Genomic DNA, 12,921 nt, shown 5'->3' with positions numbered 1-12,921 from the left:
AAGGGGTAATCAGATATCGCCCTCATTCGGATTAACTTGGCCGTAAAAGAGTAACAAAGTGTTTCAGAAGGGTTGCAATATTGGCTTTTATCAAAACCGCTTGGTTCTGTTATGCGGACTCAACGTTTCTCCATACCCAACATGAAGGTATCCACCGCGCGTTCGACCATGGCGTGAATTTCTTCGATACTCAGCGGCATGGGCGCCTGCTGGTAAAGACGAATGTCGGTTTCGGCAGTCAATAGCGAGGTCAACTGCAATGCGGCGATGTGCGGATCGGTTTCACGCAACTGGCCTTTTCGCATCGCCAGAGCCATCAGTGAGCTGACTGTTTGCAAACACTGGCTGGGACCGGACTCGTAAAACATCATGCCGATGTCCGAGTGCCCTGACTGGGCCACTACCATGCGATAGACAGCCAGTGCCTTGTCGTCATTGATGAGCACCATGAGCATGCGTTCCCCGAAACGGGTAAACAGTGTTCTCAAATTGATCGGTTTGTCATCCTGGATCGCCAACTCTGAAACCGCGTCGGCCAGATGAGCGGTTGCGAGCCTGTTAACCACGGCGATGAACAGTTCTTCCTTGGAGGGGAAGTAACTGTAGATCGTCGCCTTGGAGCCACCCATTCGTTTGGTGACTTCATTCATCGAGGCACGCTCGTAGCCCATTTCGAGGAAGACACTTGCTGCGGCATCAATGATGGCTTCGCGGCGAGCTTCAGTACGGACCTTCATTCATATCCTCAATTCTCCAGTGGGCAGATTGTGTGCAAAATTCTCTAGACTGGAACTGAACCGTTCGGTACGATTTCAGCAGACTCCGTGGAGCTTACTGGAAAAGCAGGCGCAGATAAATGCCGATGGACTGCACCCGGCCATTCGTTGCCCGAATCCATTCAAAGATGGAGTGAACAGTTCTATGACCATTATCGACTTCAACAAATCCGTCAAACGTGCTTTTCGTAGTAATACGGCAGCCGCTCCTCAGCTGGAAAAAATGCTGACCGTGATTCTGAAGACCGACGCTCCCGTGCTCATGGGGATTTGCAGTGACGGGCTGCGTAGCAACAGCAATGTAGTGGGCGGGGAATTTTACGGCGAAAACTTCAGCGGCTCGGTACTCTCAGGCGGTAGCAATACGCTGGTTGAGTTGTCATCCGAGCTTGCCTTTCTGGAAACCCGTTTCACGCTGGTCACCCAGTTGGGTGAAATGATCAACGTTGAAAGCAGGGGCGCTCTACTCGTTGACGAAGCGGGCCAGCACGACCTGCAGAACGGAGTATGGCCAATCAGCGAAGGTCATTATCAGTGCACCTGTACACCGCGCTTTCAGGTCTCTCTGGGTCCTAACGAGTGGCTGGAGAAGAGCGCATTCATCGGCAGGTTCGAATACCTGTATGGCAATGAAGCGCTGATCAGCTTTTACCGAATGAAGTTCTGATCAGTCCCTGCGAATGTCCGCGTAGCACGCCTGGGCAGGCCTGCTACGCGACAGCCTTTTAAAACGTGACGCTGGCACTCAGGCGCGCGGTGCGCGGTTCACCCACGTTGACCTGCAACTGGCTGCCGGTGCTGGACGGGTAGTACTGCTTGTCGAACAGGTTATCCACATTCAACTGCAGGCGTGTTTTATAACCGGCCATGGGCACGTCCCAGCGCAGAAACGCATCCGCCACTGTGTAGCTGCTCATATAGAAGGTGTTGGCATCGTCGCCAGCACGTTCGCCCACATAGCGTGCGCCGCCACCTGCGTGCCAGTCGCCCAGACCTGACGGGACTTGCAGATGGTGGGTGAGGTACAGGCTGGCCGTATGCTTGGGGGCCTGGCTAAGACGATTGCCCTTGTTGCTTGGATCATCCAGCACTTCGGTGTGGGTGTAAGCGTAAGTGCCGATCATGTCCCAGCGCTCGGCAATTCGACCGGTCACGTCCAGCTCGATGCCTTGTGAACCTACCTTGCCAGCGGCTTCGCTGACACCCGTCACGCCAGTAGGGGTGACGACGTTTTTCTTCTCGATATCGAACACCGCAAGGTTGAAGTCGAGTTCCGGTGCCAGTGCATATTTGGCCCCGACTTCGTAACTGCGACCTTCTTCCGGGTCGAAGGTGGTGCCGTCATCGTTAACGTCATCATTGGGGACGAAGGAGCGGCTGTAGTTGCCGTACAGCGACAGGTCTTCATTGACCTTGAATACCAGGCCCGCCATCGGCAGGAATATATCGTCATTTTTGTCCAGGTTAGTGTTGCGGCTGGCGCCGAGGCCTTGGGCGATGTACTGGTCATAATGCTGATAGCGGCCGCCGAGGACCAGAATCCAGCGGTCATCGAGGTGCCAGTTATCCTTGAGGTAAATGGACGATGAAGTCAGTTGATTGCTCAGGTTGCTGTTCGCTGCGCTGATCACGCTGGGCTCTGCCAGGCTGCCATAGCTGGGCGAAAAGATGTTGAAGCCGTTCTGGGCGGTGTTGCGATAGGTCTTGCCGCGGTACTTGTCGGAGTCTTCCTGCTCGGCACCGATCAGCAGATCATGTTGCTGGCCAAACAGCTCCTGCTTGCCGATGAAGTCCCAGCTGGCATAACGCGTTTCATAATCGTAGTGGCCGCCATTGGCCTGACGCCGCAGCACGCCGCTGCTGGACAGCGTACTCGGCTGGGCAATCGAGAGGCTGTAGCGGTCGTTGTTCCAGCCGTAGGTCAGACGGGTTTTCCAGTCATCGCTGAGCTGGTACTCGAAGCGCGCGGTTGCGGTTTCGCTGATGCCGACTGTATTGGACCATTTTTCATCCAGGCGCTTGTCGTAGCTGATATTGGCAGGATGACCGCCCGTGAACACCGTGCCACGATCGAACGGGCTCACGTAATCGTTGTATTCGTAAGCCAGCGTCAGGCTGGCGCGCTCCCCGGTCCAGGACAGCGACGGCGCGACCAGCGTGTGCTGGTCAACGCCGTAGTTACGCCAGTAGTCCTCGCTCTGACGCTCGGCCACCAAGCGGTAGGCCAGCCCCGAGTCGCCCAGCGGGCCGGTGGTGTCGATGCCGAAGCTGCCGCCGCCTTCGCTGTACGCCGAGCCACTGAGCGTGGTGCTTTGCACGTATTGCGGCTGTTTGCTGATCACGTTGATCACGCCACCCGGCTCCATGGCTCCGTACAGCAGCGAGGCCGGGCCTTTGAGCACTTCAACGCGTTCGGTGGTAGCACCGAAATTTTTCGACACCACCGAGCGCACGCCGTCACGCAGCACCGAGCCATCATCGTTGGTGCCAAAGCCGCGCTTGACCAGCGAGTCCTTGGTGTTGCCAAGCGTGTTGCCTTGGCTCACGCCACTGACAAACTTCATGGCATCGTCCAGCGAGCGCACGTTGTAGTCGGCGATGGTCTGCGGTGTCACCACGTTGACCGACTGCGCTTCTTCCTTCAGCGGTACATCGCTCTTGCTCGCGGTGCTGGCGCTTTTGGCGCTGTAGCCTTCCTGTGTTTCGGTCGCGGTTGCCGACACCTGCGTGGCAGGCAGCGTTGCGGTTTCGGCTGCATGCACTGCGCCGCCGGAGAACATCGCCAGAGAAAGCGCGGACAGCAGAAAAGTGCCGGGACGGCGAGGGCATTGGAAGGAAGTGCTCAAGGGAGATGCTCTGCTAGGACGTTAATAGCAATAATTGTAATTTGATATTAATTCTCATGTAAATAAATGATTGAGGCGCCTGCCGGCTTCTTTCCCCCTGCAAACAGGGGGCGCACGGCTCAGGGCAGATTAGGTACATTGGCATCAATCCGCTTACCCATGCTGATAATGGGCTCAGGCGTATAGCCCAGGGCTTGATAGAAGGCCTGCACGCTTTCATTAAAGGTATGGATCTGCAGGTTGATCTTCACACAGCCAAGCTCCGCGAGCGCTTTTTCAGCGTGCCTGACCAGCCGGGTGCCCAGGCCTTTGCCACGCTGTTGGGGATCAACGGCAACCGAATACAGCCAGCCGCGATGACCGTCATAGCCGGCAAGGAGGGTCCCGACCACCTCGTCATCCGCTAGAGCGACGAAAAACAAATGGTCGTCGACAGCCCTTTTCTTGTCGATCGACAGGTCTGGGCGATTGTGTGGCTTTTCGTCATTGAAGACGGTCTTCCACAGTTGGATGACCGCGAGACGGTGATGCGGGTCTGAATACTCGACAATACAGTTCATTGCGGGGTCCTTTAGCCATGAATCCGAAGACTAAGGCCACGCGCCCTGCATTGTCTAACCGGCAGTCTTTGAGCCCTTGCCCTGTTTTGTCACCTGAGGCAGCGATGCGGGTGTATCGAGCAGGGCGCGAATGGCCCGGCTGTAAGCGGGCTGCCCGAGCTGCATGCTGTTGTTATGCGTACCGCCAGGCACCAATAGCAGTTTCTTCGGTTCCTGCGCGGCCTCAAACAACTGTTCGCTGAAGCGGGCCGGGACATAGCGATCCTCGGTGCCATGCACGATCAGCACCGGCATATGGATGTCTGCAATCTTGTCCAGCGAGTCGAACTTCTGCGACAGCAGCCAGCGCACCGGCAGCGAGGTATTGGCCAGCGCGGTAGCCACATCGGCCAGGCTGGTGAACGTGGATTCTATGATCAGCCCGCGGGCCTGAATCGGCACATTGTCCTTTTCAGCGTCTTCGCCCAGCTCGGCAGCCAGATCCACTGCCACCGCACCGCCCAGAGAATGTCCATAAATCAGCCTGCGCTGCGGATCGGGTTGCAATTGCTTCAGACGTTCCCAGGCGATGCGTGCGTCTTCATACACGGACTTCTCCGACGGCAGCTGGCCCATGCTTTGCCCGAAACCCCGGTAATCGATCGCCAGTATCGAGTAACCCTGCGCCTTGAGTTGCTGGATACGGAACAGCTGGCCGGTGAGGTTCCATCGTGATCCATGCAGGTACAGCACCGCCGGGGCGTTCTTGTCCGCAGCGGGCCACCACCATGCGTGGATATTCTGCGAGTTACCGAATGCCGGTGTACTGAGTTCGATTTCCTGTACATCTGCCGGCAGACCGCTGTACCAGCTGGCGGTACCGGGCTCGATGCGAAATACCAGTTCGCGCTCCTTGTGTTCAAGCACTGCGCAGCCGACGGGCAGGCCAAGGATGACGGCTATCATGCTAATCCATCTGAGCGGACGGGCTTTGAAGCGAGCCAGAGGCGAAATCGACATAAGAAGGAGAGTCCGGTCAACAAAGTGAAATAAATGCAGAATCTGCATCCGGGATGCAAGACCAGCCGACGAACGCCGGGTTACAGGATATTGCGTACCTGCGCCGGAAGGATTGATAGACCGAGGCGAGTAAAACCGGTGGCTTCAATACCTTGCGCGATGTGGCCCGAAGGCAGTCTGGACAACGACGCTCATTAGCACGTTTTGTTATTGAGGTAGCCCTTATCGATAGCTGCGGATTATGCTGTGTCGGCGAGGGCGCTGTGTTTTTGTCATCTACCGCCGCCGGATTCGCCGATCTGCTTGCTGTATTCCCGCGCTTTCTTCAATTTCTTCAAGAGGTTACCGCCTATGTTCACCTACCGTCCCCTGGAAGAAAAAGACGTCCCCCTCATCTGCGAGATGCCGCAGAATGCCGATGAGCTGTTCTATATGTTCCCCAGGGCCACGTACCCGTTGACCGCCTCGCAACTCATCGAAGCGCTTGAGACGCGTCATGATTCGACCGTCATCGAGATGGATGGCGAAGTAGTAGGGTTTGCCAACTTTTCTCTCTGCACGTTTCGCGGCCGCTGTTCGCTGGGCAACGTCATCATCGCACCGAAAGCCCGCTCCAGAGGAGTAGGGCGCTTCATGATCACCACCATGATGGGGATTGCGTTCGACAAGCACGAGGCGAGTGAAATGATCGCGTCCTGCTACAACCACAACGTCCCGGGCTTGCTGTTCTATCCGCGAATGGGGTTTCGTCCTTTCCACATCGAAGAAAAGCGCGACAAGCGTGGCGAGCGTGTTGCGCTGATTCACCTGCGGCTGTCCGGCACCGACGCAAAAGAGAACATGCAAGACACACAAGAGTAAGTTTTCGAGCGGGGCACGCACGAATCTTTTAAAGGAGCGGGCGTGCCTTGCGAGCGCGGTAACCATTTTATGTTCAACCGTTCGTCGGTCTTTATTCCTTCCTTTCACGTGCCTTTTATACGCTGCGGTTCACGCCGGGTCCCATTCTGTTGAAGAACATGAGGGTGAATCGTTTTTTCTGTGGGGGCACTCAATAAGAAACCGCGTTAAAAGGGTGGTCGATATTCAAGTATGGAAGTTGCCTGAAGTGCAGCGCGCAGTGTATAACGGGTTTAAGCATCAAGTGAGTGGCGACGGATAATTGGCGGGCTGGCGCGGGCCGTTTTTAAAAAGTCATCAACAATAAAAATTATCAAAAATTTGTCACTGTCGGGACATGCTTACACACATAAGGAGATAAAGAGATGATCGCGAGTGGACTGTCCGAGTTAGAACTCAGAAGCATCGTTGAACGTGCGTTCCTGCCGTTACGCTGCACCTGCACGATTGCCAATGATCAGATGAACGTGCAGATAAGCGACCCGGTATCGGGGCGTACCCAGCGCCAGATGAATCTGCCGCTCAGCCGTATCAATACGGTTCGGGACATCTCGGCACTGGTGGCCGAGTTACGCGAAGAACCGGTAATGCCCCGTGTGGCGAAAGCGTATTACAGCGCTGCCTGATACTGCTGCACCCCGCTGATGCCCTGGCATCACGTTACCTGGCCCTGATCATCGCTGATCGGGGCCTTGTCGTTTCTAAGGGCCGCTTTATCCACCGCATTCGGCGCAGGCAGAGAGGCTAGGCGGGTCTTCATGAATGCGAACCTCTGGTGGCGCAAAACCGCTTTGTGCTCGTCAAATTAACAGCGTCGAAAGAATGCTGTTTTTGGCGCAGACTATAAAAAATAAGTTGAACGCATTGAATGCGTTAATGTCAGCGAAAACTGCTCTTTTGAAGGGGCATTCAACAATTAAACGATACAAGGTCATTCAAATCATCAGGTTATAAAGCGTTCCAGGCCGTTGTGGCCGCTTGCAGCCCATTTGACACCCCCGATTTTCTTTGCAACTATTCAGTTGCCCGACTTATTTTGTAACGCATTGTCACTCTTTTCAGGCTGATAAAAGCGTTGTCTTAAAAAGGGCGGTAGCATGACGCCTTCTTCCTGTCAGGTCTGAACATTGGGCCTGTGTCTGTTGTACCTAGTGTAATTTTTTGTGAAGAACACCTTCTCTAACCACGTCGTCTCATGGGCGCCGTGAATGAGCGCGTGTGTAGTGTGCTGCATGTGTTTCGCCTCGAATCGTGCAGGGACGCTGGTTCGCCTTATCAATCAGGTATTCGACATCCAGAACATCTGGACTGCACCCACGTATGAAAATGACGATGGAGCATCATTATGTTTGATAACTGTATGGAAACAGCCTGCGGTTGCGTGGTGGGAGGTGCCGGGCTCGCGGGCATGGGCTTTTTGTTCTACGCCCTGAAGAGCGGCGCGATGCCCGGGCTCGCTGCCAAAGGACTGATTGTCATTGATGCAAGCGACCAGCCCGGGGCGGGTGCGCTGGGAGATTACCGGATTACTGCCAACTCGGTAGGCGATGTATTCATCGACTGCCTTCGTGATCCGGCATTGCGCGAGGTGTTCGAACCCCTCGAGTACTCGGCAGCCTATTGGCGCATCAAGGCGCAGGCACAGAGCGCGCCACAGCTGTCGGATGTGGGCCTGCTCATGGCCGAGGCAGCCAGGCTGGTGCTGGACCACATCGTGCAACGTTATGGCGTAGAAGTATGGTCCGGCACGCGCCTTGATGAGGTGATTTGCGAGGGCGACGAGTTCTGTCTGCACGTTGACAGCGTGTACGGCAAAAGAAGCGTGCGCTGCCAGACGCTGGTGCTCAACCTGGGCGGGCGCCAGGATCCACAACACCTGATCGATGATCTTGCCCGGCAAGGTCTGACGCTGCCGGACACCTGCACTATCCAGAGCGCTGACCGCTTGTTGCGCATGAACGCGGTGCAGTTACGCGAAGTATTTGCCCCGGCGCTGGCCGATAACGGGCGTATCACCATCGTCGGGGGATCTCACAGCGCTTTCTCGACGCTTGAGAATCTGGCGGATGCACTGGAGTTTGCTGGCTTGCAAGAACTGTCACTGGTTCACCGGAGCAGTATCAGGCTGTTTTACGAAAGTGCTGAACTGGCGCACGCAGCCGGCTACGCATTCGACGCGCAGCTTGACGTCTGTCCGGTTTCAGGTCGGATCAACCGTTCCGGAGGTTTGCGTTACCGTGCGCTGGAGATCGGGCGCGAAGCGCTGCAAAGCGGCCGCGTAGGCAAAACCGGCGTGCACGTGCAGATGGTGCAGACACTGGGCGGACGCTCCGATGAACACGAGCAGGCACGACGTGTCCTGGCTGACTCGACTGTGATCGTGCAGTGCTCTGGTTATCAGCCCGTGTTGCCCAGACTGAAGGATGCCGATGGCAACCTTGTCAGCTTGCGCGAGGCCAAGGGGGGACTCGACTCGGACGCTGGCGGCTGCCCGTTCGACCAGCACGGTCGTCGAATCAAGGGCCTGCATCTTTTCGGTCTGGGCGCCGGACTGGGCGTCGACCCGCAATTGGGCAGCGAACCCGCCTTCGACGGCCGGATATACGGCGTCTGGCAGTTTCATCATGATGCCAGCCGAGTGGTACTGGAGGCGGTCACGCGCAGACTCGCTCATCAACCTGTAGCTGCCGAGACGTTCATTTCGGAGGGGTTCATGCAGGCGGCTTTAGGCCTTCAGGCCGGTTAGGCCGGTGCAGCAGAGAAGCGCAGAATGGCGGCCATAAAAAACGGCGTCCCAGGGACGCCGTACGGCCGGTCTGCCAATAAACGGCAGATCAGCATTGAATAAGGGGGTGGTGCGGGAATTATTGTGGGTCCTGGTTGGGAGCCAGTTCTGCCTGGATACGTTTGTAGATTTCTTCACGATGCACTGAAACATTTTTAGGTGCATTGATGCCCAGGCGGACTTGAAGCCCTTGAACGCCAAGAATCGTGACGGTGATCTCGTCACCGATGTTTATGCTTTCGCCTACTTTGCGAGTGAGTATCAACATAATCTTTTCCTTGATGGCCTCTTGAAAACGCCTCTCTCAAGAGGCTGGCGTTTGCCTTTGCGTGGTGATTGTTGCCGAGTGCATCCAAATGCATCCGTCTTATGACGTCGCACAGGTGAATTAAATTCCCTCGGTTCATTTTCTTGTCATCGAGATTTGCATCCCGGATACGACGAGTGCGCCAATTCTGCCCGTTTCGACGTGAAAATGCCCGTATTTACTGGCGTCATATAAAAAGTAACGTCAGCCGCTGCACCGTTCAGGGTCGTCATCGTCTCGGTCGACGGTGCTGCTCAAGCCATTTCGATATGAGTACAAGCGTAGGCACGACTTCACCAGATTGCCCGGGCTTTCTGAAAATTCAAATGAAAGTGGCGAACGAGTGTGTAGGAAGGGGCTGCAGATCGCCGTAGTGTCCACGCTGATGTGGTGTATTGCGGGGGGGCTGGGAAGGGTGATGCACAGGTGTGAGGCGGAGCCAGGCGTTCGCGGGCTGCAGCTCCCGCGAAGGCCTGGTCCGGGGTTTACACCGCCATCGACAACAGCATGATGAAAATCAGGCCGACGACCGAGAGGATGGTTTCCATCACTGTCCAGGTCTTGAAGGTCTCGGCAACGGTCATGTTGAAGTACTGCTTCACCAGCCAGAACCCGGCGTCGTTGACGTGCGACAGGATCAACGAACCGGCACCGGTTGCCAGCACCAGCAGTTCGCGATTGACGCCTGGAATCAGGCCGACCACCGGCGCTACGATGCCGGCACCGGTAATGGTTGCCACCGTCGCCGAACCGGTTGCGATGCGGATGACCGCCGCTACCAGCCAGGCCAGCATGATCGGGTTGATCTGCGCCTGCACAGCCATGTGCCCGATCACGTCACCGACGCCACTGGCCACCAGCATCTGCTTGAAGCCACCGCCTGCGCCCACGATCAGCACGATTGCCGCCACCGGAGCGAGACTCTGGTCCAGCAGCTTCATGATCTTGCTGCGGTCAAACCCGCGCGCGGCACCAAAGGTGTAGAACGCCAGCAACAGCGCGGCAAGCAGGGCGGTGATCGGGTGACCGATCAGATCCATCCAGATGCGGAACATGTTGTTTTCCGGCAATACCACGTCGGCCAAAGTCTTGAGCAGCATCAGGAAGACTGGCAGCAGGATGGTCACCAGCGTGATGCCGAAGCCTGGCAGGTTGTCAGTGCTCGACTCCTTGGCAATCTGGTCCATCAGTTCCTTGGACGGCGTACCGGGGATACTTTTGGAAATCCAGTTACCGAAGATCGGGCCAGCGATGATGGCGGTTGGCAGAGCAACGATCAGTCCGTAGAAAATGGTCTTGCCGATGTCTGCACCGAAGATGCCGATGGCCAGCAACGGACCCGGATGCGGTGGAACCAGACCGTGCACGGCTGACAGGCCTGCCAGCAGCGGAATGCCGATCTTCACGATGGGCACGCCGGTGCGTCGCGCGACAATGAACACCAGCGGTATCAGCAGGACAAAACCGATCTCGAAGAACAACGGGATGCCCACCAGGAAGGCAGAGAACATCATTGCCCAGTGCACTTTCTGCTTGCCGAAGGTGCGTATCAGCGTTTGCGCAATCTGGTCTGCGCCGCCCGAGTCGGCCATCAGCTTGCCGAGCATCGTGCCCAGGCCAAGGATGATACCGACGAAGCCCAGTACGCCACCGAAGCCGTCCTGGAAGGATTTCATGACTTTTTCGACCGGCATTCCCGAGGTCAGGCCAAGAAAGCCTGCCGCCAGGGTCAGCGCGACGAAAGGGTGCACCTTGAAAGTGGTGATCAGCAGCACCAGGCCGACGATGGTCACCAAGGCATCGACGAGCAGGAACGTCTCATGGGTCATACCGAACATGGGTGTCTCTCCGGTTTATTGTTTTAAGGAACTGTTAACAGCGCCGACTTCAATCGTGTGTGCGCAAGACAGCGCTGTCTTTTGCACTCACACCTTTATCAGGCGTGAGAGCCTTTCCACCATGCTGCGGCTTGTTTGCCGATGACATCGATAGGCTGGGACGCGTCCACGATCAATGTCAGCGGTTCGCCATAGGGCGGTTCGAGGGTCGCGAACTGGCTGTCCACCAGGCTGGCGGGCATGAAGTGCCCAGGCCGGTGCGAGCAGCGTTCGCTGGCGAGTTCCTTGCTGAGCTCCAGAAAAACGAAACCCAGGCCAGGCACCGCATCACGCAGGCGCTGGCGATAAATGAGCTTGAGCGAGGAGCAGGTCAGCACCGGGTGTTCACCGTTGGCGAGGGCGGCAGCCATCTCTTCGCCCAAGCGGGTCAGCCAGCCGGCACGGTCTTCGTCGTTGAGGGGGATTCCGGCGCTCATCTTTTCGATGTTGGCCGGTGGATGGAACGCGTCGCCTTCGATCAGACGGCCGCCGCTGTTCAGGGCAATCTCGGCACCCACGGCGCTTTTGCCGCAGCCAGACACACCCATCACCACAAGGGCGGAAATAGCAGTATTCGCAGTTGTCACAGTAGGCACCTCATCTGGAGACAGCGCTGTCTTCTTTCGGGTGGACATGAGTCCCAGCCCGGGCTGTTCCAGTTATTTGTCGTTGTTTTGGGCTCATCAATAAGCATGGGAGGCTGTTCTCCGCGGGACCCGAACCGGGCAACCCCTGTGAAACCAGCGATAAAGCATTGTCACGTTCCATGAGACAGCGCTACCTTATGGGGCATTCGACACATTTGGCAACCCTTATGTTAGTTGGCAACGCATGATACGCATTGGTTCCCGCTCTACCGGTCGCCCCACGCTCAATGAAGTGGCGAAGCTGGCTGGTGTCTCTCCGATCACTGCCTCGCGTGCGTTACGCGGTATCAGCACCGTGGCGCCTGAACTTGTGGAAAAGGTCCGTGCTGCGGCGCAGGGCCTGGGTTATGTAGCCAACCCAGCCGCCAGGGCACTGGCTTCTTCCTGCAGTCAGACCGTCGTGGTGCTGGTGCCGTCACTGTCCAACCAGTTGTTCATCGAGACGCTGGAAGCCATTCAGGACGTGTTGCGCGTGCGGGGCCTGGACGTGGTCATCGGCAACTACCATTACTCACCTGACGAGGAAGAGAAGCTGCTGCGCAACCATCTGGTCAATCGCCCGCGCGGTATTCTGCTGACCGGTTTCGACCACACGGCAGCGTCTCGCCAGATGCTTGAAACCAGTGGCATACCCTGCGTGCACATGATGGAACTCGACACCCGCCTGGGCGCCTATTGCGTCGGGTTCTCGCAACAACAGGCCGGTGCTGAAGCCGCGCGCCATCTGCTCGGGCGTGGCCGCCGTCGGCTGGCGTACATGGCCGCCCAACTCGACCCTCGTGTACTGCAACGTGGCGCCGGGTTCCGTCGGGTGCTGGAAGACGCCGGGCTGTTCGACCCAGCATTGCAGGTCTCGACACGCCAGGCCTCGTCGATCGGTCTGGGCGGGGAGTTGTTTGCGCGCCTGCTTGACCAGCATCCGGATGTCGACGGGGTATTTTTCTGTAACGACGACCTGGCACAAGGCGCTGCGCTGGAGGCCTTGCGCCTGGGCGTCACGATTCCCGAACGAGTCTCTCTGGTGGGCTTCAACGACCTGCCGGGGTCCGCGCACATGGTGCCGCGCCTGACCTCGATACGCACGCCCAGAGAAGAAGTCGGGCAGCGCGCTGCTCAGGTATTGCTGGGCCTGCTTGACGGGGTCACCCAGCAGCCTCTGGTGGATCTCGGCTTTGAGCTGGTGGTGCGGGAAAGCTCTTGAGGATTTTCCCCGGCCAATTCTCG

The 12,921-nt window shown here is 57.2% G+C and carries 12 protein-coding genes; 5 read left to right on the top strand and 7 right to left on the bottom strand.

Annotated features, from left to right (window positions below; translation table 11 throughout):
- Positions 1–119: 119 nt before the first annotated feature.
- The gene (locus ACW55A_RS10615; protein WP_003370390.1) at positions 120–737 is read right to left on the bottom strand and encodes a TetR/AcrR family transcriptional regulator; all 618 of its coding nucleotides are present in this window, start codon (positions 735–737) and stop codon (positions 120–122) included.
- 28 nt (positions 738–765) lie between these two features.
- Here ACW55A_RS10615 and ACW55A_RS10610 point away from each other — a divergent pair, with 28 nt between their 5' ends.
- A complete protein-coding gene (locus tag ACW55A_RS10610; protein WP_498811291.1) occupies positions 766–1,443 on the top strand; it encodes a DUF3237 domain-containing protein in 678 nt (225 codons plus the stop codon).
- 58 nt (positions 1,444–1,501) lie between these two features.
- Here ACW55A_RS10610 and ACW55A_RS10605 read toward each other — a convergent pair whose 3' ends face one another.
- From ACW55A_RS10605 to ACW55A_RS10595, 3 genes are all read right to left on the bottom strand, one after another.
- Entirely contained in the window at positions 1,502–3,622 is a 2,121-nt protein-coding gene (locus ACW55A_RS10605; protein WP_080336513.1) for a TonB-dependent siderophore receptor, read from the bottom strand.
- 119 nt (positions 3,623–3,741) lie between these two features.
- Complete coding sequence (locus ACW55A_RS10600) at positions 3,742–4,182, bottom strand: GNAT family acetyltransferase (protein ID WP_122266302.1); 441 nt, start codon at positions 4,180–4,182, stop codon at positions 3,742–3,744.
- Between the two features lie 54 nt (positions 4,183–4,236).
- Positions 4,237–5,127, bottom strand: a complete 891-nt coding sequence (locus ACW55A_RS10595; RefSeq protein ID WP_498811292.1) for an alpha/beta hydrolase — start codon at positions 5,125–5,127, stop codon at positions 4,237–4,239.
- A gap of 405 nt (positions 5,128–5,532) precedes the next feature.
- Here ACW55A_RS10595 and ACW55A_RS10590 point away from each other — a divergent pair, with 405 nt between their 5' ends.
- The 3 genes from ACW55A_RS10590 to ACW55A_RS10580 all read left to right on the top strand — a co-directional run bounded on the left by ACW55A_RS10590 (position 5,533) and on the right by ACW55A_RS10580 (position 8,827).
- Complete coding sequence (locus ACW55A_RS10590; protein ID WP_003370401.1) at positions 5,533–6,042, top strand: GNAT family N-acetyltransferase; 510 nt, start codon at positions 5,533–5,535, stop codon at positions 6,040–6,042.
- Between the two features lie 404 nt (positions 6,043–6,446).
- Positions 6,447–6,707, top strand: coding sequence for a DUF1652 domain-containing protein (locus ACW55A_RS10585; protein WP_003370403.1), 261 nt, complete (start codon positions 6,447–6,449; stop codon positions 6,705–6,707).
- Positions 6,708–7,426: 719 nt separating this feature from the next.
- Positions 7,427–8,827, top strand: a complete 1,401-nt coding sequence (locus ACW55A_RS10580; RefSeq protein WP_455808144.1) for a pyridine nucleotide-disulfide oxidoreductase — start codon at positions 7,427–7,429, stop codon at positions 8,825–8,827.
- A 118-nt stretch (positions 8,828–8,945) separates the two neighbouring features.
- Here the strand turns inward: ACW55A_RS10580 and csrA are convergent, their stop codons facing one another.
- The 3 genes from csrA to ACW55A_RS10565 all read right to left on the bottom strand — a co-directional run bounded on the left by csrA (position 8,946) and on the right by ACW55A_RS10565 (position 11,637).
- Positions 8,946–9,134, bottom strand: coding sequence for a carbon storage regulator CsrA (csrA, locus tag ACW55A_RS10575; RefSeq protein WP_002554157.1), 189 nt, complete (start codon positions 9,132–9,134; stop codon positions 8,946–8,948).
- A 524-nt stretch (positions 9,135–9,658) separates the two neighbouring features.
- Positions 9,659–11,011, bottom strand: coding sequence for a GntP family permease (locus tag ACW55A_RS10570; protein WP_003436276.1), 1,353 nt, complete (start codon positions 11,009–11,011; stop codon positions 9,659–9,661).
- A 98-nt stretch (positions 11,012–11,109) separates the two neighbouring features.
- A complete protein-coding gene (locus tag ACW55A_RS10565) occupies positions 11,110–11,637 on the bottom strand; it encodes a gluconokinase (protein ID WP_498811293.1) in 528 nt (175 codons plus the stop codon).
- 244 nt (positions 11,638–11,881) lie between these two features.
- On the opposite strand from ACW55A_RS10565, the gene gntR reads away from it, so the two are divergent.
- Positions 11,882–12,898 (top strand): HTH-type transcriptional regulator GntR, encoded by a 1,017-nt coding sequence (gene gntR, locus ACW55A_RS10560; protein WP_054081606.1) that lies wholly within the window; start codon positions 11,882–11,884, stop codon positions 12,896–12,898.
- Positions 12,899–12,921: the final 23 nt, after the last annotated feature.

The organism is Plantibacter cousiniae (nom. nud.) (assembly GCF_977070315.1).
The sequence above is the reverse complement of the archived record's forward strand: the minus strand, read 5'-3'. Positions and strand labels throughout refer to the sequence as shown.